19 protein-coding genes are annotated in these 20,391 nt (G+C 69.0%); 13 read left to right on the top strand and 6 right to left on the bottom strand.

What is annotated here, in order from left to right; translation table 11 throughout:
• Positions 1 to 959 precede the first annotated feature (959 nt).
• Together NCO8_RS27785 and NCO8_RS27780 are read right to left on the bottom strand one after the other, a co-directional pair.
• Positions 960 to 3,407, bottom strand: coding sequence for a DUF6049 family protein (locus NCO8_RS27785; RefSeq protein WP_067644021.1), 2,448 nt, complete (start codon positions 3,405 to 3,407; stop codon positions 960 to 962).
• Positions 3,404 to 3,859, bottom strand: coding sequence for an NUDIX hydrolase (locus NCO8_RS27780; RefSeq protein ID WP_067495077.1), 456 nt, complete (start codon positions 3,857 to 3,859; stop codon positions 3,404 to 3,406). The genes NCO8_RS27785 and NCO8_RS27780 overlap by 4 nt, the downstream gene beginning before the upstream one ends.
• Positions 3,860 to 4,129: 270 nt before the next feature.
• Between NCO8_RS27780 and NCO8_RS27775 the strand changes: the two genes are divergently transcribed.
• Positions 4,130 to 5,584, top strand: coding sequence for a CCA tRNA nucleotidyltransferase (locus NCO8_RS27775; protein ID WP_067644018.1), 1,455 nt, complete (start codon positions 4,130 to 4,132; stop codon positions 5,582 to 5,584).
• Here NCO8_RS27775 and NCO8_RS27770 read toward each other — a convergent pair.
• The gene (locus NCO8_RS27770; protein WP_245655531.1) at positions 5,581 to 6,435 is read right to left on the bottom strand and encodes a hypothetical protein; all 855 of its coding nucleotides are present in this window, start codon (positions 6,433 to 6,435) and stop codon (positions 5,581 to 5,583) included. The two genes, NCO8_RS27775 and NCO8_RS27770, sit on opposite strands and share 4 nt — an antisense overlap.
• 98 nt (positions 6,436 to 6,533) lie before the next feature.
• Here NCO8_RS27770 and NCO8_RS27765 point away from each other — a divergent pair, with 98 nt between their 5' ends.
• The 7 genes from NCO8_RS27765 to NCO8_RS27735 all read left to right on the top strand — a co-directional run bounded on the left by NCO8_RS27765 (position 6,534) and on the right by NCO8_RS27735 (position 12,362).
• Positions 6,534 to 6,932, top strand: a complete 399-nt coding sequence (locus NCO8_RS27765; protein WP_067644015.1) for a TOBE domain-containing protein — start codon at positions 6,534 to 6,536, stop codon at positions 6,930 to 6,932.
• Positions 6,929 to 7,669: a molybdate ABC transporter substrate-binding protein gene (gene modA / locus NCO8_RS27760; RefSeq protein WP_067644012.1), complete on the top strand. Its 741-nt coding sequence runs from the start codon at positions 6,929 to 6,931 to the stop codon at positions 7,667 to 7,669. Before NCO8_RS27765 ends, modA begins: the two co-directional genes overlap by 4 nt.
• Complete coding sequence (locus tag NCO8_RS27755; RefSeq protein ID WP_067644009.1) at positions 7,666 to 8,496, top strand: ABC transporter permease; 831 nt, start codon at positions 7,666 to 7,668, stop codon at positions 8,494 to 8,496. Before modA ends, NCO8_RS27755 begins: the two co-directional genes overlap by 4 nt.
• A gap of 158 nt (positions 8,497 to 8,654) precedes the next feature.
• Positions 8,655 to 9,932 carry a sulfate/molybdate ABC transporter ATP-binding protein gene (locus NCO8_RS32195; RefSeq protein WP_067644006.1) on the top strand — a complete coding sequence of 426 codons (1,278 nt, stop codon included), beginning with the start codon at positions 8,655 to 8,657 and terminating at the stop codon, positions 9,930 to 9,932.
• A 65-nt stretch (positions 9,933 to 9,997) separates the two neighbouring features.
• Positions 9,998 to 10,753: a LamB/YcsF family protein gene (locus NCO8_RS27745; protein WP_067644304.1), complete on the top strand. Its 756-nt coding sequence runs from the start codon at positions 9,998 to 10,000 to the stop codon at positions 10,751 to 10,753.
• Between the two features lie 14 nt (positions 10,754 to 10,767).
• Positions 10,768 to 11,451 carry a 5-oxoprolinase subunit B family protein gene (locus tag NCO8_RS27740; protein ID WP_067644301.1) on the top strand — a complete coding sequence of 228 codons (684 nt, stop codon included), beginning with the start codon at positions 10,768 to 10,770 and terminating at the stop codon, positions 11,449 to 11,451.
• A 53-nt stretch (positions 11,452 to 11,504) separates the two neighbouring features.
• Complete coding sequence (locus tag NCO8_RS27735; protein ID WP_067644003.1) at positions 11,505 to 12,362, top strand: 5-oxoprolinase subunit C family protein; 858 nt, start codon at positions 11,505 to 11,507, stop codon at positions 12,360 to 12,362.
• Between the two features lie 25 nt (positions 12,363 to 12,387).
• On the opposite strand, the gene NCO8_RS27730 is transcribed toward NCO8_RS27735, so the two are convergent.
• Positions 12,388 to 13,644 carry an MFS transporter gene (locus tag NCO8_RS27730; protein WP_084457556.1) on the bottom strand — a complete coding sequence of 419 codons (1,257 nt, stop codon included), beginning with the start codon at positions 13,642 to 13,644 and terminating at the stop codon, positions 12,388 to 12,390.
• Between the two features lie 167 nt (positions 13,645 to 13,811).
• Here NCO8_RS27730 and NCO8_RS27725 point away from each other — a divergent pair, with 167 nt between their 5' ends.
• Complete coding sequence (locus tag NCO8_RS27725; protein ID WP_067644000.1) at positions 13,812 to 14,585, top strand: pirin family protein; 774 nt, start codon at positions 13,812 to 13,814, stop codon at positions 14,583 to 14,585.
• Here NCO8_RS27725 and NCO8_RS27720 read toward each other — a convergent pair.
• Positions 14,582 to 15,106, bottom strand: coding sequence for a hypothetical protein (locus tag NCO8_RS27720; protein ID WP_210740153.1), 525 nt, complete (start codon positions 15,104 to 15,106; stop codon positions 14,582 to 14,584). The genes NCO8_RS27725 and NCO8_RS27720 overlap by 4 nt on opposite strands.
• Before the next feature lie 134 nt (positions 15,107 to 15,240).
• Between NCO8_RS27720 and NCO8_RS27715 the strand changes: the two genes are divergently transcribed.
• From NCO8_RS27715 to NCO8_RS27705, 3 genes are all read left to right on the top strand, one after another.
• Positions 15,241 to 16,092, top strand: coding sequence for a helix-turn-helix domain-containing protein (locus NCO8_RS27715; protein ID WP_067643994.1), 852 nt, complete (start codon positions 15,241 to 15,243; stop codon positions 16,090 to 16,092).
• 10 nt (positions 16,093 to 16,102) lie between these two features.
• Positions 16,103 to 16,468 (top strand): DUF397 domain-containing protein, encoded by a 366-nt coding sequence (locus tag NCO8_RS27710; RefSeq protein WP_067643991.1) that lies wholly within the window; start codon positions 16,103 to 16,105, stop codon positions 16,466 to 16,468.
• A gap of 84 nt (positions 16,469 to 16,552) precedes the next feature.
• Positions 16,553 to 17,587 carry an RNA polymerase subunit sigma-70 gene (locus tag NCO8_RS27705; protein WP_067643988.1) on the top strand — a complete coding sequence of 345 codons (1,035 nt, stop codon included), beginning with the start codon at positions 16,553 to 16,555 and terminating at the stop codon, positions 17,585 to 17,587.
• A gap of 12 nt (positions 17,588 to 17,599) precedes the next feature.
• Here NCO8_RS27705 and NCO8_RS27700 read toward each other — a convergent pair whose 3' ends face one another.
• Positions 17,600 to 18,184 carry a dihydrofolate reductase family protein gene (locus tag NCO8_RS27700; protein ID WP_067643985.1) on the bottom strand — a complete coding sequence of 195 codons (585 nt, stop codon included), beginning with the start codon at positions 18,182 to 18,184 and terminating at the stop codon, positions 17,600 to 17,602.
• A 151-nt stretch (positions 18,185 to 18,335) separates the two neighbouring features.
• Between NCO8_RS27700 and NCO8_RS27695 the strand changes: the two genes are divergently transcribed.
• Entirely contained in the window at positions 18,336 to 20,351 is a 2,016-nt protein-coding gene (locus tag NCO8_RS27695; protein ID WP_067643982.1) for a M13 family metallopeptidase, read from the top strand.
• The last annotated feature ends 40 nt before the right edge of the window (positions 20,352 to 20,391 follow it).

Here is a 20,391-nt window from a genome sequence, read left to right as displayed (position 1 = left end):
GGCAGGACCTTGGGGTGCATCATCGCCAGCCCGACGACCGCGCGGTTGCCCGACGGCGCCGGGCTGACCGCCGGGCGCCGAGCCGAAACCACCCGGGCGTCCCTCGAGGCCCGGGCCCTGCGGTCGGAACTCGCCGGGGCGACCCGGTTCGGGGCGTCGCGGCGCACCGGCGCCGGGGACTCGCGGATCAATCGGCGGTGGTTGCGACGACTCGCCGTAAGGAGCGGCCGATCGAGGATCGGGCGGTGCGGGTCGCTGCGGCCCGGGGCCACCCGGTCGCTGCTGGCGGGGGAACTCCCCCGAACGCCCGTCCGCCGGATAGGCCTGAGGAGACTGTGGACCACCCGGTCGCTGCTGCCGAGGGAACTCCCCGGAACGCCCGCCGGCCGGATACGGCTGGGGTCGCTGCGGACCAGGGCCGCCCGGGTGCGGTGGCTGCCCGTGCAGCGGCCGATGCGGAACACCGGGTGCCTGGGTGTAGTTCGACTCGCCGGGATGAGGTGTGCGTGGGGGTTCGCCGGGCCGGAAGGCTTGCGGGTACGGCGGCTCGCCGGTACGGCCGGGCCCGTGGGGCGGCTGGCGAGGGGGCTGGACGCGCGGGATTTCGCCCGAGCTGCCGGGAACGGGTCGTCCTGTCGGTTGGGCGGGTCGGGCACCCTGCTGCGGGCCGGGATCAGCGGGGTGCGGCCGGGCCGGGTCGACGGGACCGAGGCGCGGCGGGACCGGGCGATCGCCGGGACGGGCGGGCACGTGCGGCTCGTCGGTGTCGCGGCCGCTCATTCCACGCTCCCATGGCGCGGCGGGACCCCAGCGGTGGGTCGGCTCGTCGCGTTCGTCGTGGTTGTGCCGATGAGCGGAATCATCGTCGCCCATCATGCCTCCTGTACCCGGCGCAACCCGCGAATCCCGCCTCGTTCTTGCCTGTCATGGTCCCCCGCGCGCCGGTCAGGCGTGGGTGTTCACTGCCGACGCAGTCGTTGCCGGGCGCGTCGCAGCCGTCCGGCCCGTTCCACCGTTTCGGGGGCGAAGCCCTCGTCGGCGGGGTCGGGTCGGCCGCGGAAGCGCCGCCACAGCCGGCGCCCGGCCAACAGCAACAGCAGTATCGCGGCACATGCCGTAATTATGGCCAAGGCCTGACCGTAGGCGTTCGAGCGCACCGAGACCGACGTCGGCTCCCCTAGCGTGATTCCGTCGGGGGTGGTAAGGGCGATGGGAATGACCAGCTTACGGCTGTCGCTCACCTCGGTCGGTATCTGAAATGACCGGGTTCCATTCGGCGGAAGGAGCTGTTCGCCGATATCGGTGATGTTCGTCTCGGAAGGCGCGGAGATCCGGAAGTTCACCCGGATCGCCACCGGCAGATCGTTGCGGGCCACCAGTAGCAACGGGCTCTGCTCGGACGCGAGCGTGTACACACCGCCAGGGGGCAACACCGATACCGACGCGAAGACGGTGTCGATTTCCCGGGTCACCTGATCGACACGCCGGTCGGCATGCAGGTCGGCGAGAGTGTCGTCCTCGCCACGCCGGTCCGACAGGCTCAACGCCCGCAGCAGATCCTCGCGCGCGGGCGTGAGGAAGGCCAGCGGTGTCAGTTCGGCCTCGGGCAGTTCGACGAGCGCCCGCATCATCTCGGTGATCCGCGCACCCTGGTCGCGCACGGGCACGACGAGATGTTCGGGCGCCGCGTCCTGAGCGGCCGACGGCAGGTATTCGAGGGTGAACGGGCGCGGATCCGGCTCCTGCGCGACGAGCTCCGCGAACGGCCGCGGCTGGGCCAGCTGGTTGCGGGCGAGCAGTTCCACCTGTTTGAGCAGCGCCACACCCTCCTCACGGCTGGCGCCCCACTGCTGCGGCGGCATCAACAGCTGCGAACGCGGCCGGTCCGGCGCCGGATTCAGCGCGGTCCACGCCATCGCACCGAGTGCGTCCTGCAACCGGGCGGCCCGTGAGTCGTTGGTGACGTCGAAGCGCACCTTCGACGGCGTGAACGAGGGCGTCGGCGGGTTGGAACCCACGGCGGCCAGCGCGGTCGCCGACCAGATGTCGAAGGTCGTCACCCGCAGCGCCGGATCGGTGTTCGGCCCCGCCTCGACGCTCACATCCGGCACCCGCACCACGTCCGGCGCGGCCTGCTCCCCGCCGACGACCGTGCCGGGCACGAACGTCGACGGCGTGGAGGTGAGCGCGGTCTCCGGATCCGTCACCGAACCCTCACCCGATACCGCCGACCCGGCGAGCACCGCCGTGCCGTACCCGTACTCACGCAGCAGCTGCCCCGCCGCGTGGTCGATGCTGCCGGAATCGGGCAGGCTCACCCCGCGCAGCGACCTGGTGCCGAGGATCGCGTCCACCACATCGGCCGGTGCGTGCAAGGCCCGTGCCGACAGACCCGGCTCGTTCACCGCCGCCAACGCCGTCACATCGACCTGCGCGTACGGCAACGCCACCGTGCACATCGACCCGGCGAGCGCGCGCAACCGGTCGAGCCAGGCCTGCGCGTTCGCGGCGCCGGTCCCCTCCCGCGTCGCGCCCTCCGGATCCGAGGGACTCGCCAGCACCCGGTAACCGCGCGTCATCGTCTGCGCGGTCGACACCAGGTCGGGATCGATGGCGATGCATACCGACCCGGCGACCGCGTTGTCCTTGCCCGGTGCGGGTGCGACCGCTTCCAGCGCGGCGACCAGCTGCTCGAGCCGCCCGCCCTTCCCGAGCGAGGCGGCGAGCTCGTCGTCGAGCAGTTCCACCTGCCCGTTCACCGACCCCGGCTTGCCCGCCACCATGCGCGGGCGGTCGGCCAGCGGCCAGATCACCGTCGTCGCCACCGGCGTGGCCTCCGGCGGCGCGGCGACCGGCGCCGGGTCACCGTCGGCCGGTGGCAGCCCGAGCACCGGAAGCAGGAAGCGGGCGTCGTCGAGCCGGGCCTGCGAGCCGTAGGCCGGCTCACCGTTCACATTCAGCAGCAGCGGATACACGCCGGGATCGGTGATGCCGAGCGACGCGCCGTCGCCGCCGCGCAGCGCGATCCGCACCGAGAACTGTTTGCGCTGGCCAGGACTCAGCTGCGGCGTCACGTCCTCGAACGGCCCGGTCACGTCGTAGTTCACCTGATCGAGCCGCAGCGAACTGCGCAACCCGCTCGGCGACAGCACCGGCGCGGCGCGCTGGATGCGCACGCTCACATCGTCGACCACCCGGTCACCGATATTGGTGACCGTCCCCGACACCGTGAGCACCGGATCGCTGCTCGTGGTCACCGTGCCCGGCGCCACCGCGTCCAGGGTGAGTTTGAGGAACTTCGGCGCCGACGTGTCGTCCGGTTGCGCCTGCGCCACCGCGGGCAGCAGCGCCACCGAACCCAAGATGGTCAGGACCGCCGTGATCAGCCGGAACAGTCCACCCGTCATCGCTTGCCGGTCTCCATCCGGTCGATCATCCGATTAGCCACCTCGGCCAGGCGCCGTTCGTCGGCGTAGGCCAACCGGGAATCCAACTCGCTCAACGGAACCCACGCAACCTGGGTGACTTCCACGTCGGCATCGGACAACTCACCGCCGAGACACCGCAGCAGGTAGTGGTGCACGGTCTTGTGTACCCGTCTGCCCTCGGTGACGAACCAATAATCGATATTGCCCAGCTCGGCGACCACCTCGCCGATGATGCCGGTCTCCTCGGCGACCTCACGCATGGCGGTCTGCTCGGAGGTCTCGCCCTCCTCGATATGGCCTTTGGGCAGCGACCACAGCAACCGCCCGCGCCGATCGGTCCGCCCGATCAGCGCGGCGCACCGCAGCTCCCTCGGCCCGTCCAACCCGTCGACAACGAGGCCGCCCGCGGACGTTTCGCGCACCGTGCGCATACGCGGCTTACCGCCGTTACCCGCCCCGCCGCGCCGCCGCGGCTGGCGGCGTCGACTGTTCGCGCGATCGGCCGGAGGAGACACTCCGCCAGCTTAGCTGTGTTGCTGGAGCGCTGTTGTCGCCGCAACCCACCGATCACGCGCGAACATGGGTAACTCACCGGGGACGGGCTGACCAGGCCATCACAAGTAGCTTGCCGCGTCCGCAAGTCCGCACGCACCTGAGTCTGGCCAGAGTCGCGGGGAGGCGGAACAGTAAGCTCTGTACTCGTGGTTTCCTCTGATGTTGTCGCGGATCGTCGTGCTCGGCTGCTTGCTGGTGCGGCGGTGACGTTGGGGCAGCTGTCCGAGGTGCTGGTGCCGTTGGGGGGCATGTTCGCCGCGCGGGGGCATTCGCTGTATCTGGTGGGGGGCAGCGTGCGCGACGCGGTGCTCGGGCGGTTGGGCAATGATCTGGATTTCACCACCGATGCGCGGCCGGAGGTTGTGCAGGAGCTGATGCGGGGGTGGGCCGATCAGTTGTGGGACACCGGTGGGCTCGCGTTCGGAACGGTGAGTGCGGCCAAGGGGGATCACCAGCTCGAGATCACCACGTTCCGGGCCGATACGTACGACCGAGTGTCCCGCAATCCGGAGGTGACCTTCGGTGACACGCTCGAGGGCGACCTGGTCCGGCGCGATTTCACCGTGAACGCGATGGCGGTGAAGATCGCCGAGGACGGATCGCTGGAATTCGTCGACCCGCTCAACGGACTGGATGCCCTGCTCGAAGGCGTGCTCGATACGCCTGCGGCACCGCAGGATTCGTTCGACGACGACCCGTTGCGCATGCTGCGCGCGGCCCGCTTCGTCGCGCAGCTCGGTTTCGAGGTGGCGCCTCGGGTGCGCACGGCGATCGTGGAGATGGCCGAGCAGATCGACCGCATCACCGCCGAACGGGTGCGCACCGAACTCGACAAGCTGATCGGTGCGGAGCATCCGATCGACGGCATCAACCTCATGTGCGATACCGGTCTCGCCCAGCGGGTGCTGCCGGAGGTGCCCGCGATGAAGCTCGAGATCGACGAGCACCACCAGCACAAGGATGTCTACCAGCATTCACTGACGGTGCTGTCGCAGGCGATCGACCAGGAGGAGGGCGACCCCGACCTGGTGTTGCGCTGGGCGGCGCTGCTGCACGACATCGGCAAGCCCGACACCAAGCGCAACGAGCCGGGCGGCGGCGTGAGCTTCCACCATCACGAGGTGGTCGGCGCGAAGATGGTGCGTAAGCGCATGCGGGCGCTGAAGTATCCGAAGGCGTTCACCGAAGACGTTGCGCGCCTGGTGTTCCTGCACCTGCGGTTCCACGGCTACGGCAAGGGTCAGTGGACCGATTCGGCCGTGCGCCGCTACGTCACCGACGCCGACGACCTGCTCGATCGCTTGCACAAGCTGGTCAAGGCCGACTGCACCACCCGCAACAAGCGGCGGGCGGCGGCGTTGCGCGCCACCTACGACGAGCTGGAGCAGCGCATCGCGGCCCTGCGTGAGCAGGAAGATCTCGCGCGGGTGCGCCCGGATCTGGACGGCAACGCGATCATGGAGCTACTCGGTCTCGAGCCGGGCCCGCAGGTGGGCAAGGCGTGGAAATACCTCAAGGACCTGCGCCTGGACCGTGGCCCCATGACCCGCGACGAAGCCGAGGCAGCCCTGCGCGAGTGGTGGGCGACCCAGCAGTCCTAGAAGACGATCAGTGTTGTCCCGGCGATGATGGCGTCGCGGATCTGGGTGAGGTCGAACGAACCGGTGGTCTCGGGCAGTTCGATGCGGAATTTCACCACGTCGCCGCGGCGGTGCGCGTAGGAGATGCTCGCCCGGTTGGGCAGGTCGTCGAGCAGCAGCGCGGGCGCTTGGACCACCCGGCGCGGCAAGCGGATGCGGTACCAGCTGGCGCGGCGGATATCGATGGTGAGCAGGTTGTCGTAGACCTGCGCGTCGACGACGGCGCTCATCTTGCGGGTGCGATGGGTGGCGACGATCCGGCCCTGCTCGTCGAGCCGGAGCTTCCAGTCCAGGTTCTGCTCGTCCACCCAGTCGATGAGGGCACCGATGCCGATGCTGCCCTCGATGTCGAGTTGCTGCACGCGAATCTTGGTGGGCACACCGGGAATGAGGCGAACGCCGTGCGCGATCACGGTGACGGTATCGAAGGGGTGCGTGTCCCAGACCAGGTCCGACAGCACCGTCTTGCTCTGGAAGTGGGCACCGCGCCTGCGCACCTTGAACGTGTCGAGGGTGGCGGTGAGGTCGTGGCCGAGCAGGGTGGCCGACACTTCCCGCCCGCCGAAGCGGCTGAAGATGCCCTCGCTGAGCACGGTCATCAGGACGTCGGGCATCAGCGCGGTGACCGTGCCCGAGCCCAGGTCGGCCACCGGGTCGGCCCAGGACGTGGTGAAGCCGAGCCACTGGTCGATCCACGAGGGGTCGAGCAGACGTTTGCCCAGGTCGACAGCGCCCGCCAGTGACCAGGACTTCGGATCGAAATACGTGGCCATGATGGTCCGAGAGTACTTGCCCGCAGCGTCGGCGGCCATGCTCGGCGGTGTGTTGAGCCGACATCACAGCCGGATGTTTCCGCATGTGCGGAAGATTTATCTATGTATCGCCGTATCTGCGGAACTATCCTGGTCGGGTGGCACTACTGCGAATCAAGGAAGCCGCCGATCTGCTCGGCGTCAGCGACGACACCGTGCGCCGGTGGATCGACTCCGGCGCGCTGTCGGCGAGCAAGGACAGCGCGGGCCGGTTGGTCATCGAGGGTCGTGAGCTGGCGGCTCTCGCCGTCGAGCAGGCGCGCACGCCGCACACCGAGGTCGGCAGTGCCAGTTCGGCCCGGAATCGGTTCCCCGGCTTGGTCACTCGCGTCGTGAGCGACAAGGTGATGGCACAGGTCGAGATGCAATGTGGTCCGTTCACGGTGGTCTCGTTGATGAGCAGCGAAGCGGTGCGCGAGCTCGGGCTAGAGCCCGGGAGTGTGGCGTTGGCGAGTGTGAAGGCCACGACGGTCGTCGTCGAACGGGCCGCCGGATGAAGCGCGCACTCGCCCTGGCGGCCACACTGACCGTGCTCACCGCCTGCGGTTCCGAAACAGATTCGGCGACAAGCGATTCAACGCTCACGGTATTCGCCGCAGCCTCGTTGAAGAAGGTCTTCACCGACCTCGAGGACGACTTCGAAGCCGCGAACCCCGGTGTGGACGTGCAGTTCTCGTTCGCCGGATCGTCGGATCTGGCCGCCCAGTTGCAGGCCGGCGCGCCCGCCGACGTCTTCGCCTCGGCCGACCAGCCGACGATGGACAAGGTGATCGCCGACGGACGCATCACCACTGCGCGCCCCTTCGCGACGAATGTCCTCACGATCGTCACCGCGCCCGGTAACCCGAAGGGGATCAACAGTTTCCGCGACCTGACCAAGGACGGGTTATCCGTGGTGGTGTGTGCGCCGCAGGTGCCGTGCGGCCGGGCGACACAGAAGGTCGCAGGAGCGGCTCAGGTGACAGTGCAGCCGGTGAGTGAGGAATCGTCGGTGGCCGACGTGCTCACCAAAGTGACCTCCGGACAGGCGGATGCGGGCCTGGTGTACGTCACCGATGCGGCGGGTGCCGGCGCGAAGGTGAGTACGGTTGCGATCCCCGAGGCGTCGGCGGCGGTGAACACCTATCCCATCGGCGCGGTCGGGGATTCCGCCGGTGCGGGGAAGTTCATCGACCTGGTGACCGGCCCGACGGGCCGGCGGATGCTGACCGAAGCCGGGTTCGGTGTGCCGTGAAAACCGGCGCCGCAGGGTTCCCCCGCTGGTTGTTGCTGCCCGCGCTGATCGGATTCGCCCTGGTGGTCGTGCCGCTCGGCGCCTTGGCCTGGGGCGTGGAATGGGGTCGGTTCGGTGCGCTGGTGACCACCGAGGCCTCGCGCGACGCACTGTGGTTGAGCCTGCGGACGGCGGCGGGCAGCACGCTGCTGTGTGTGCTGCTCGGTGTGCCGATGGCTGTCGTCCTGGCCAGGGCCCGATGGCGTGGGTTGCCGGTGTTGCGCGCACTTGTGTTGCTGCCGTTGGTACTACCACCCGTTGTCGGCGGTATCGCTCTGCTGTACACCTTCGGGCGGCGTGGGCTGTTGGGCAACCACCTCGAAGCCCTCGGCGTGCAGATCGCGTTCAGCACGACGGCGGTGGTGTTGGCGCAGACCTTTGTGGCGCTGCCGTTTCTGGTCCTCACGCTCGAGGGTGCGTTGCGGACGGCGGGTCACCGCTACGAGCAGATCGCGGCCACCCTCGGGGCCGGGCCGAGCACGGTGTGGTGGCGGATCACCCTGCCGCTGATGCGCCCCGCGCTCATCTCCGGTGCGGTGCTCGCCTTCGCCCGCGCGCTCGGTGAATTCGGCGCCACCCTCACCTTCGCGGGCAGCCTCCAGGGCCGAACCCGAACCCTGCCCCTGGAGATCTACCTCCAGCGGGAAGCCGATCCCGATGCGGCCGTCGCGCTTTCGGTGGTGCTCATCATCGTCGCGATCCTGATCGTGCTGCTGGCCTACCGGCGTACCAGCCCGATCCCAGGCACCCAGCTCGGCAGCGCCCGCACCGGAGGGAGAGCTGAATGAGCCCACACGACGAGCCGCGAAGCGTGCCGTCGGGCTTCGATCCGGCTAGCGCACACCACGAATCTGTGCGAAGCGAGCCGTCGTCCGGTCCGGCGGGGTTCTCCGCGAGCGCACCCGACGAATCGTCAGGGAGGTCGTCGCATCCGGCGGGCCTTTCGGTGGCCGCACGCATTGCGGATCGCGATCTGGACCTGGCGCTCGAGGTCGCACCGGGCGAAGTCCTCGCCGTCCTCGGCCCGAATGGTGCGGGTAAGTCCAGCCTGTTGCAGGTGATCGCGGGCCTGCTCGTCCCCGATGCGGGCCACGTGCGCCTGGGCGCCGATATCCTCACCGAAACCGCGAAACGTGTTGCGCTCCTGCCACATCGACGCGGCATCTCGTTGCTCGCCCAGGAGCCGTTGCTCTTCCCGCACCTCACCGTCGCCGAGAATGTCGCTTTCGGCCCACGCAGCCGTGGTAACCGCGACGCGAAAACCGTCGCCGCCGAATGGCTCGAGGCCGTCGATGCCACGCACCTGGCCGACCGCTACCCCGCCGCCCTCTCCGGCGGCCAGGCCCAACGCGTCGCCCTGGCCCGTGCCCTCGCCGTCGACCCGCACCTGCTCCTGCTCGACGAACCCATGTCGGCCCTCGACGTCGATGCCGCCCCCGCCATGCGCTCGCTGCTACGCCGCGTCCTGCGCGACCCCGCCCACCCGCGCAGCGCGGTCCTGGTCACCCACGACATCATCGACGCCATCACCCTCGCCGACCGCCTCGTCATCGTCGAATCCGGCCGCATCGTCGAATCCGGCCAGGTCACCGACGTGATGTCGCACCCACGCAGCCCCTTCGCCGCCCGCATCGCGGGCCTGAACCTCCTGCACGGCACCGCCACCGCGCCGCACGGGTCCGACCCGGCCTTCGCGGCAGTGTTGGTCGGACCCGGCCGACACAGCGAACCGATCCCGCCAGGTGACAGCGCAGCCCGGCACCGACCAGCAGCACACCCCGCCGATCGACCGGCGGACAGCGCCACTACCAGTGCCTCGCTCGGCTCCACAGAACGGCCGATAACCAGCGTCGCCGATGGTGGATCGGGGTCGAGTTCGGCCGGCGGCGCCCGGCACTCGGCAGCACCCGATGGCGAATCGGCGGTCGATGGTTGCGTTGTCGGCGATTTCACCGCAGGCACCCGTGCGGCGGCTGTCTTTTCACCCGCCGCGGTCTCGGTTTTCACCCGACCTCCCGGCGGCAGCCCACGCAACGTCTTCACCGTCGGCATCACCGAGATCACCGATCGGGGCGGCATCGTGCGGGTGCGCGGTGACGCACCGAACGCGCCCGGCCTGTGCGCCGATCTCACCCCGGCCGCCGTGGCCCAGCTCGGCCTCACCGTCGGCGCGCGGGCGTATTTCGCGGTCAAGGCCACGGAGGTGCGGGTGTACGCCTGCTGAAACGTGGCCACGGTGCACGGCGCACAATGAGGGCGTTCATGCACGCGCGCAAACCGGAGGGCAGCATGCCGCTGGACCTGAACAGTGATCTGGGCGAGGGTTTCGGCCCGTGGCGGATGGGTGAGGACGCCGCCATGCTCGACATCGTCACCAGCGCCAACATCGCGTGCGGTTTCCATGCGGGCGACCCGACGATCATGCGCCGCACCTGCGAACTGGCCGTGGCCAAGGGTGTGCGGATCGGCGCCCATGTCGGCTACCGCGATCTGGTCGGCTTCGGCCGCCGCGATATCGCCATCGCGCCCGCCGAACTGCGCGACGAGGTGCTGTACCAGATCGGCGCCCTCGCGGCGTTCGCGCGCGCGGCGGGCGACCGGGTGCGGTACGTGAAGCCGCACGGCGCCCTCTATCACGCGGCCGCTCGCGATCGTCTGCTCGCCGACGCGGTCGCGACCGCCGTCGCCGAGGCCGAAACCGGTCTCGCCCTGCTCGGCCCCGCCGGAACCGAACTCGAACACGCCGCGAACCGAGCGAAAGTGCGTTTCGTCGGCGAGGGTTTCGCCGACCGTGCCTACACCGCCACCGGCACGTTGGCGCCGCGCGGGGTTGCCGGTGCGGTGCTGACGCCCGACGACGCCGTCGCCCAGGCGGTATCCCTTGCGTTGTCGGGGACCGCGCGTACCGTTGACGGTCCGGGTGCGGTCGCTGTGTCCGTGGCCAGTGTGTGTGTCCATGGTGACTCGCCCGCGGCCGTGGAGATGGCACGCCGCATCAGGGGGGCGTTGGACGAGGCAGGCGTACCTGTCGAACCATTCGGTTGAGGGTGGGAGGCGCGATGGTGACCGACTGGAGCACACGGATCAGGCCCGCGGGTGACCGCGCCATGCTCATCACCCTCGACGATCCACGGCCGGTGCAGCGCCTGGCGTCGGCGCTGCGGGTGCATGCCATCGCCGGTGTCCAGGACGTGCTGCCCGCGGCGGAGACCGTGCTGGTCACCCTGCATTCGGTGAACTACGGCACACAGGTGCGCCGGGAATTGCTCGCGCTGCTCGACCGCCTGGATTCCGAATCCGCACAGCCGGATTCGCTCGATGTTTCCCGTGGAACACTGTCCGACCCGGACTGCCCCGACGAGGTGGTCGAGGTGCCGGTGCGCTACGACGGGGTCGACCTGCCCGAGGTCGCCCGGCTGCTCGACCTGTCTGTCGCGGAGGTGATCGCGGCCCATACCGGTACCGTCTGGCAGTGCGCCTTCGTGGGTTTCGCACCCGGTTTCGGATATCTCGTCTCGCCCGACGGCAGGCTCACCGTGCCGCGCCGGGCCCAGGCCCGCACCGCCATCCCACCGGGTGCGGTGGCACTGGCCGGTGGGTACTCGGCGGTATATCCGCGTGGCACACCGGGCGGATGGCAACTGATCGGAAGTACCGATCTACGCATGTGGGCGGTCGATCGCGACCCACCCGCACTGATCCGGGCGGGAACGGCGGTGCGGTTCGTCGACATCGCGCAATAGGCAAGGGCTGCTCAATGGTGCGCCGCCTCGACAGATAATCGGGGAGAGATCGCATGGTGATCTTCATCGAGCGGGTGGGGCCGCTCGCGACGATCCAGGACCTGGGCAGACCCGGCTGGTTCGATTCCGGCGTGGGTCCGGCCGGCGCCGCCGACCGCGCCTCGTTGCGGCTGGCGAACCGGCTGGTCGGCAATCCGGAGGACCACGCGGGCATCGAGGTATTGCTCGGCGGGCTCGTAGTGCGCACCGATGCGCACGTCACCGTCGCGGTCACCGGCGCACCGGCGACGGCCACGGTGGACAGCACACCCGTCGGCCATGCGAGCGTTCTCGAACTCGAGGCGGGCCAGACCCTTCGCCTCGGCATGGCAGGCACCGGTTTACGCACCTACATCGGTGTACGTGGCGGCATCGACGTGCCGAAGGTCCTCGGTTCCCGCAGCCGCGACACCCTCTCCGGCATCGGCCCAGACCCGCTGCGACCGGGCATGCAGCTACCCGTCGGTCCCCCGCCGCGCACCTTCCCGACCGTCGAGTTCGCGCCGGTTCCCGTGCCGCCGGAGGTGCTCGTCGTCCGCGCTCGTCCCGGCCCGCGCGAAGACTGGTTCACCGACCCCACCGCCCTGTTCCGGGGCTCGTGGCAGGTGAGCAGTGAGACCGACCGCGTGGGCGCCCGCCTCGACCGCGTCGCCGGGCCGCCGCTCACCCGCTCGATCACTCGCGAACTGCCCGCCGAAGGTGTCGCCCTCGGCTCGGTGCAGGTGCCGCCGAGCGGTCAACCGGTCGTCTTCCTCGCCGACCATCCGATCACCGGCGGCTACCCGGTGATCGCGGTCGTGCTCGACGCCGACGTCGACCGCGTCGCCCAACTCCGTCCGGGTGAACGCCTGCGCTTCGAACCCGACGACTGACCGCGCGCGGACGCTCTTCGACGGATCAGCGTGCCCGCCGCGAATTCAGCGCGATCGCGACGATGCCGAGCGCGTACACCCCGGCGCCGACCAGCACCACCGGCAGTGAACGCCCGTCGGCCGGAATCACCAGGGCGGTCGCGGCGATGGCCAGCACGAAGGTCATGTTGAAGACCGTGTCCTGGAGGGCGAACACCTGGCCGCGCCGGTCGTCGTCGATGTCGATCTGCATGCTGGCGTCGCCGGTGAGTTTGATCGTCTGGCCGGCGAGCCCGAGCCCGAACGCGCCGATCAGCAGCAGCCGGTGGGCGTGGTCGGTGGCCGCTTCCGAGGAGGCGAGCGCGGTCGGTGTCACCAGGGTGAGCTGCACGATGACGGCCGTCGCCAGCCCGACGAGCACGGTCCGCGGCCTGCCGAGCCGGGGAATCAGCACGGGCGCGAGGATCGCGGCGAGCAGCATGCCCGCCGCGGCCGCACCGATCGCGACCCCGAATCCGACCAGCCCGCCGCTCATTTCGCTCTGCCCCTCGGGCTGACGCAGCACGAGCACCATGATGAGCGTGTTCATCCCGAACACGATGCGATGCGCTCCGATGCCGATCATCGCGGTCGTCACCTGCGTCGATCGCCAGACCGCGCGCGCACCGGTGACCAACCCAGTCGCGATCGCACGCACAGCGCTTTCCGCTCCCGCCGAACCCTTTTCGGGCCCGAGGATGCGCGGTGCGAAACCGGCGGCGAGCAGCGCGCCGACCACCGACCCGACCCCGCTGAGCGCGACCGCCACGGCCGAGGCCGAATCCCCAGCCCCCAGCACCGCGATCACCGCCACCGACGCCGCCGCGCCGACCCCCGCGCACGCCGAGGCCACCGTGGCCAGCACCGAGTTCATCGGAACCAGCCAGCGCTGTTCGAGCACCCTCGGCAGCGCGGCCGACACCCCGGCAAGCACGAACCGGCTGATTCCGACGGTCGCCAGCGCGAGCACCAGGAGCACGCTCTCCCCCGCCCCGGCGAACAGCGCCAGCGCGGCGGCCGCGATGAGCGTCGCCCGCGCGATGCTCGCCACCAGCAGCACATTGCGTCGATCCCACCGATCGAGCAGGGCGCCCGCGTAGGGACCGAGCACCGAATACGGCAGCAGCAGCACCGCGAAACCGGCGGCGATGGCCAGGGGGTCGGTTTCGCGTTCGGGGTTGAACAGGATGGCGCCCGACAGCGCCGCCTGGAACATGCCGTCACCGAATTGGGCGGCCAGGCGCAGCAGCGCCAACCGTGGCATCCGTGGATTGCGCCGCACCACACCGCGGCTTTCGCGCAGCAGATGTCGCAGCGAGATCGGCCGCTCATCCGCCGGATTCGAGCCGTCAGCGCGATGGGTCGACACGTCGTGAGGATAGTGGTGCCAGAATTGAGGTGGCGGTACGGGTGCAGCGCAGGAGGAGGGTCATGTCCACATCGACGACACCGCGCATCGAGGTGCATCGGGCCGGTGACCGGATGAAGACCAGGATCTCCTGGCTCGACTCCAAGCATTCGTTCTCGTTCGGCGAGCACTACGACCCCGACAACACCCATCACGGCCTGCTGCTGGTGAACAACGAGGACGTGGTGCTGCCCGGCGAGGGTTTCGACACCCACCCGCACCGCGACATGGAGATCGTCACCTGGGTGCTCGGCGGCAGCCTGGTGCACCAGGATTCGCTCGGCCACAACGGGGTGATCTATCCCGGTCTGGCTCAGCGGATGAGCGCGGGCACGGGCATCCTGCACTCGGAGAAGAACGACTCCTGGCGCCTGGACGGCAAGCTGCCCGAGCACGACGAGCCGGTGCATTTCGTGCAGATGTGGGTGGTGCCCGACGAACCCGGTGTCGATCCGGGCTATCAGCAGCTCGAGATCGATGACGAACTCGCCCGCGGCGATCTGGTGACGGTGGCCTCGGGCCTACCGCGCTACCGCGACCGCACCGCCATCTCGATCAATTCCTCGCACGCGGCGATGCACGTGGCCCGGCTGACCGCCGACAGCGCCCCCGTGACCCTGCCCGACGCCCCCTACCTGCATGTTTTCGTCGCACGCGGCGAGGTGGACATGGAAGGTGTCGGCACCCTGGCCCAGGGCGACGCCGTGCGGCTCACCCGCTCGGGTGGTCAGCTGATTCGTCCGCACGGCGACGCCGAAGTGCTGGTCTGGGAGATGCACGCCCGGCTGGGCGGTTAGGCCGAACCGGGTTCGCGCATCAGGGCGGTGGTTCTGGCGTTGGCGCGGGTGGCGGCGACGATCTGCGCGAAGTCGGGACGGTAGTCGCCGTCGGGCGATTGCAGCCAGATGCGGTAGCCGCTGCGTTCGTCGGCCGGGGAGGGCAGCACCACGTCGCTGCCGGGCAGGGCGACCGATGCGCACACCCGGAACATCTCGGCGAACAGTTCGGTGTCGAGGTAGGAATTGTCGGTGGGCCCGGTGAGGAAGGTCCAGCGGCCGGACCGGGGGTGCCCGATGATCGGCCCGCAGCGTTGACCACGGCTGAGCAGCTGTCCGCGCACTCGTTCGCCCAGCGTGGAGGGCATCACCACGGCTCCGACGGCCCCGATTTCGAGCACGATGCGCCCGAAGGTGGCTTCGACCACGGCATAGAGACCGTTGTGCTTGCGATAGTGACGACAGCGCGCGAGCGCGTCCTGGGTTTCCGAGTATTCCTCGGCGGCGGCATAGCCGCCCTTGCTGTCAGTGCGCTGGCTCATCACTACCTCGTCTCCGTCGACGGTGTGGAGCTTGCATTCGCTAGATATTTGCCGCTATCTACAGCCTAATGCGACACAACGACGCTGACAATAGTCAGTAGCAGGTGTGTTCACCCGGAGTACGATCAGCGCCCATGGCACCCGTTTCGCCTACCGCCGCGCGCTGGGAGCTGGTCCTGCGCCTGCGTGACCTGCGCGAACAGCGGGGTTTCGACTCCGCGGGTTTTGCCAAGCGGGTCGGTTTCACCCCCGCTAACTGGTCCCATGTTGAAAAAGGCCGACGGGTCCTCACACGCACGACTATCGAACCGGTGCTCGATGTTCTCGATGTGCCCGCCGACGAACGCCGGGAATTGCTCGCGCTGCTCGAGGCCAGCAAACAGCGCGGCTGGTGGTCCACTTCGGCCGCGCTGATCGGCCCCGAACTGCAGCGTTTGTACGGCATGGAGGCGGGGGCGCAGAGTATCCGCAGCTACGACAGCCTGATCGTGCCCGGCCTGCTGCAGACGGAGGCGTACGCGCGGGCGCTCATCAGTGCCGACGTGATGATCCGCCCGGTACAGGTAGACCAATTAGTTGCAATACGGTTGCGTCGCCAGCGGCGGCTGCGGGAACCGGAACCGCTGGAACTCACGGCCGTACTCGGTGAGGCGACGCTGCGTCAGCAGACCGGGGGCCCCGAAGTGTTGCGCGGGCAGTTGTGTCACCTGGTGGAGCTGATGCGCGAACTCGACACCGTCGACGTCCGGGTGATCCCGTTCAGTGCTCCCGAGGGTGCGGTGCTCGGCGGTTCCAGCTTCCATCTGCTCGACTTCGCAAGCGATCAGCTACCGACCTTCGCGTGGGCCGAGAGCGCTGTTTTCGGTGGTCACGTCGACGACGCCGAACAGGTCCGCGATCTCGGCTACGCCTTCCTGCGGGCCAGGGAACAGGCCATGCCGAGATCCGAATCCCTTGCCCTGATCAGCGACTATGCGAGAGTGTAAGATTCGTGTTATGTCGATCACAGCTCGCCGCCGCCCGGCCGATCACGGCTGGTTCACCTCGTCGCGCTCCAACAACGGTAACCAATGTGTCGAGGTTCGCTTCGAAGGTGACGCCGTCCAGATACGAGACAGCAAATTCCGGCGCAACCCGATGAACCGTGGCCTCGACGAGCCGATCATCACCGTCCCCGCCTCCGTGTGGAACGCCTTCCTCGACTGCCTGCTCGCCCAGCGCCCGCACCCCTCCCTTACCACCCAGCACGCAGCCGACGGCGCCACGACCCTGCGCCACGGATCAACCGCCCTGCACTTCACCCCCGCCGAATGGGACGCCTTCGTCGCCGGCGTCCGCGACGACGAATTCGCCTGCGTCTAGGGCGGATCCGGCCGCCACCGATCAGAAATCCTTCGCCGCGTCGTCAGTTCTGATGTCCCTCGCACCGGTGGAAGGAATGCCGATATGACCGACGCCGGACCGCTGAGCGCCGACGAGGCCACGTTCCTCGACGTGGTCCGCTCAGGCGATCCGGCGCGGTTCGCGGTCCTCACCGAGCGCCACCGGCGTGAGCTGCAGGTGCACTGCTATCGGATGCTCGCGAACTACGACGACGCGCAGGACATGACGCAGGAGACATTCCTGCGTGCCTGGCACAAGCGGGAGTCGTTCAAGGGCAACGCCGCTCTGCGCACCTGGTTGTACCGGATCGCGACCAACGCCTGTCTCGACTTCCTGGACAAGCGCACGCCCATACCCTCGGAGCTGCCCGGTTCCGAGACGGCGCACCTGCAGCCCTACCCCGACCGGATGCTGCCCGAGGACCCGCAGGAATCGGCGGTCGCGCGGGAGACGATCGAGCTGGCGTTCATAGTCGCCGTCCAGTATCTGCCGCCGCGGCAGCGGGCGGTGTTCATCCTGCGCGACGTTCTCGGCTGGCCCGCGTCGAAGGTGGCCGAGGCCCTCGAGATCACCGTCGCCGCGGTGACCAGTGGCCTGCAGCGAGCGCGCGCGACGATACGCGAGCAGTTACCCGACCGCCGCCTCGACTGGCAGCTCCCCGCACGCCACGAACTGTCGAACGACGAGCGCGGTGTGGTGCGGTCCTACATCGACGCCCACCAGCGCAACGACCTCGACGGACTGATCGCCTTGCTGCGCGATGACCTGCGTTTCGTGATGCTGCCGGACTCGGGCGTCGTCACCAGGACAGCGAAGGACGCGGTGGACGGTTGGGTCGCAGGCGGGCTCTTCCAGCCCGGCCACGACGATTGGCGCGGGATCGCCACGACGGTCAACCGCATGCCTGCCGCCGCGCTGTACCTACGCACCCCCGATGCCCCCGAGTACCGATTGTTCGCCGTCGCTGCCCTGCGCATCGTCGACGGGAAGATCGCCGAGCTCACCGGTTTCGACGCCACCGGCAAGCCCTGGCTGGGCCTGCCGACGACACTGCCGGTCGACGAGGCCTGGGTCCAGGGCACCGGGGCAGAGGCTTGAACCGATCGATGCTCACCGCCTCGTCTCGTACCGGGTCAGCACCACGCCGCCGGGAAACGTCCGCGTTTCGAGGAACTTCAGGTTCACCCAGCTGTCCAGCGCGGTGAAGAACGGTGTACCGCCGCCCACCAGCACCGGATGGGTGACCAGCAGGTATTCATCGATCAGCCCGGCTCGCATGGCGGCCGCGGCGAGCGTCGCACCGCCGATATCCATCGGACCGCCCTCCTCACCCTTGAGCCGGCCGATCTCACCGACCGCATCGCCGCTGACCAGGCGCGTGTTCCAGTCGACCGCACCGATGGTCGAGGAGAACACCACCTTCGGCATGTCCCGCCAGCGGCGGGCGAACTCGACCTCCGCCGGCGTGGCGCCCGGCTGCTCGTCGGCGGTGGGCCAATGTGAACTCATCGCCTCCCACAACTTGCGCCCGTACAGCGACAGCTCCGTCGCCGCCACCCGGTCGGACCACCACTGGAACAGTTCGTCACTCGATGAGGAATCCGGCCCCTCACCCCCGCTCCAGCCGTGGTCGTCCCCGGGGGCGGCGATGTAGCCGTCCAGAGTCACATTCATCCCGAAGATCAATTTCCGCATGTCGTCTGCCTCCTGTGAGTCGATCTCCCAGGTACAGACGGCCACGGAGCGAAAAGCTGATCGGCGCGCGATCTGTGAGCGGTCGGCCGATCAGTGCGGCGCCGTCCGGCACGCCCCCGGTTCGCAGGGATGTTTCGGCATACTGGAGCGCGTGACTTCGGATCTGAGCAGCCCCTCCGGTATCGACCTGTCCTTCCGTGATCAGGATGTGCGGGTGCAGGACGATCTGTTCGCGCACGTCAACGGGCGGTGGTTGGCCGACTACGAGATTCCGGCCGACCGGGCGGTGGACGGTGCGTTCCAGACGTTGTACGACCAGGCCGAGATCGATGTGCAGACCATCATCACCGAGTGTGCCGATGGCGCGGCCGACAGCGCGGACGCCCGCAAGATCGGTGACCTGTACTCGAGCTTCATGAACACCGAGCTGGTCGCCGCCGCCGGGCTCACCCCGGTGGCCGACGAACTGCGCGCCGTCGCCACCGTCACCGACGCGAGCGCGTTCGCCGCGCTGCTCGGCCGCTTGCAGCGCACCGGCGTGCGCGGCGCGCTCGCCTATTACGTCGACACCGACGACAAGGACTCCACCCGCTACCTGCTGCACGCCACCCAGTCGGGCATCGGCCTGCCCGACGAGTCGTACTACCGGTCCGACGAGTTCGCCGAGATCCGCGACGCCTACCGCGCCCACATCACCAAGATGTTCACCCTCGCCGCGTCCGACCCGGCCTTGGCCGGCCTCGTGCCGACCGATCCGGCCGACGCCGCGAACCGGGTGTTCGAGCTGGAACGCACCCTGGCGGCAGGCCACTGGGACGTGGTGCGCCGCCGCGATGCCGAAAAGAGCTACAACCTCACCACTTTCGACGAGCTCGCCACCGCCCACCCCGAATTCGACTGGGCTGCTTGGGCCGACGCCGTCGCCGAGGGTGTCGACCGTGCGGGCGCCGAGCTGTTCGCCGAACTCGTGATCCGCCAGCCCGGTTACGTCGGTGCCTTCGCGCGCGCGTGGTCGGATGTGCCGCAAGCGGATTGGCAGGCGTGGGCCGCGTGGCAGGTGCTGCACGCGCGCGCCCCGTACCTCACCGACGAGATCGTCGCCGCGAACTTCGACTTCTACGGCCGCACTCTCACCGGCGCGCAGGAGATCCGGGAACGCTGGAAGCGTGGCGTCGGCCTGGTCCAGGAACTGCTCGGTGAGGCCGTCGGCAAACTGTATGTGGCCAGGCACTTTCCGCCCGAGGCCAAGGCGCGGATGGTGGAGCTGGTCGCCAATCTGCAGGAGGCCTACCGCCGCAATATCGCCGAACTCGAGTGGATGGGCCCCGACACCCGCGCCGCGGCACTGACCAAGCTGGAGAAGTTCACCCCCAAGATCGGCTACCCCGACACCTGGCGCGACTACTCGGCGGTCGAGATCGACGCCGCCGACCTCGTCGGCAACTACCGCCGTGGCTACGCCGCCGACCACGACCGTGATCTGGGCAAACTCGGTGGCCCCGTGGATCGCGGCGAATGGTTCATGACTCCGCAGACGGTGAACGCCTACTACAACCCCGGCATGAACGAGATCGTCTTCCCGGCGGCCATCCTGCAGCCGCCGTTCTTCGACATGAACGCCGACGACGCCGCCAACTACGGCGGGATCGGCGCGGTGATCGGCCACGAGATCGGGCACGGCTTCGACGACCAGGGCGCGAAGTACGACGGCGACGGCAATATGCAGGACTGGTGGACCGACGACGACCGCGCCGAATTCGGCAAGCGGACCAAGGCGCTGATCGACCAGTACAACGTGCTCTCGCCCGCTGACCTGTCCGACGAGCACACCGTGAACGGCGAGTTCACCATCGGCGAGAACATCGGCGATCTCGGTGGTCTGTCGATTGCCCTTGCCGCGTACAAGATCTCGCTTGACGGGAAAGAGCCGCCGGTCATCGACGGCCTCACCGGTCTGCAGCGGGTGTTCTACGGCTGGGCGCAGGTGTGGCGGACCAAGGCGCGGCAGGAGGAGGCGATCCGCCGCCTCGCCGTCGACCCGCATTCGCCGCCGGAGTTCCGCTGCAACGCGGTGGTGCGCAATATCGACAGCTTCTACGAGGCCTTCGAGGTGACTCCCGAGGACAAGCTGTACCTGGCACCGGAGGAGCGGGTCACCATCTGGTGATCGGGCGCGACCCTACCGCTGAGCCGGTAGGGTCGAAACC

Origin of the sequence: Nocardia coubleae NBRC 108252, assembly GCF_001612805.1 — a bacterium.
In the GTDB taxonomy this organism is placed as follows: Bacteria; Actinomycetota; Actinomycetes; order Mycobacteriales; family Mycobacteriaceae; genus Nocardia; species Nocardia coubleae.
This window is presented reverse-complemented; position numbering and strand designations above follow the sequence as displayed.

What these genes read in the sequence shown, in the direction of transcription:
- NCO8_RS27785 (WP_067644021.1), bottom strand. Translation starts at nt 3,407, where the DNA reads ATGACGGGTGGACTGTTCCGGCTGATCACGGCGGTCCTGACCATCTTG.
- NCO8_RS27780 (WP_067495077.1), bottom strand. Translation starts at nt 3,859, where the DNA reads ATGCGCACGGTGCGCGAAACGTCCGCGGGCGGCCTCGTTGTCGACGGG.
- NCO8_RS27770 (WP_245655531.1), bottom strand. Translation starts at nt 6,435, where the DNA reads ATGGCCGCCGACGCTGCGGGCAAGTACTCTCGGACCATCATGGCCACG.
- modA (WP_067644012.1), top strand. Translation starts at nt 6,929, where the DNA reads ATGAAGCGCGCACTCGCCCTGGCGGCCACACTGACCGTGCTCACCGCC.
- NCO8_RS27745 (WP_067644304.1), top strand. Translation starts at nt 9,998, where the DNA reads ATGCCGCTGGACCTGAACAGTGATCTGGGCGAGGGTTTCGGCCCGTGG.
- NCO8_RS27740 (WP_067644301.1), top strand. Translation starts at nt 10,768, where the DNA reads ATGGTGACCGACTGGAGCACACGGATCAGGCCCGCGGGTGACCGCGCC.
- NCO8_RS27735 (WP_067644003.1), top strand. Translation starts at nt 11,505, where the DNA reads ATGGTGATCTTCATCGAGCGGGTGGGGCCGCTCGCGACGATCCAGGAC.
- NCO8_RS27730 (WP_084457556.1), bottom strand. Translation starts at nt 13,644, where the DNA reads ATGCCACGGTTGGCGCTGCTGCGCCTGGCCGCCCAATTCGGTGACGGC.
- NCO8_RS27725 (WP_067644000.1), top strand. Translation starts at nt 13,812, where the DNA reads ATGTCCACATCGACGACACCGCGCATCGAGGTGCATCGGGCCGGTGAC.
- NCO8_RS27720 (WP_210740153.1), bottom strand. Translation starts at nt 15,106, where the DNA reads ATGAGCCAGCGCACTGACAGCAAGGGCGGCTATGCCGCCGCCGAGGAA.
- NCO8_RS27715 (WP_067643994.1), top strand. Translation starts at nt 15,241, where the DNA reads ATGGCACCCGTTTCGCCTACCGCCGCGCGCTGGGAGCTGGTCCTGCGC.
- NCO8_RS27710 (WP_067643991.1), top strand. Translation starts at nt 16,103, where the DNA reads ATGTCGATCACAGCTCGCCGCCGCCCGGCCGATCACGGCTGGTTCACC.
- NCO8_RS27705 (WP_067643988.1), top strand. Translation starts at nt 16,553, where the DNA reads ATGACCGACGCCGGACCGCTGAGCGCCGACGAGGCCACGTTCCTCGAC.
- NCO8_RS27700 (WP_067643985.1), bottom strand. Translation starts at nt 18,184, where the DNA reads ATGCGGAAATTGATCTTCGGGATGAATGTGACTCTGGACGGCTACATC.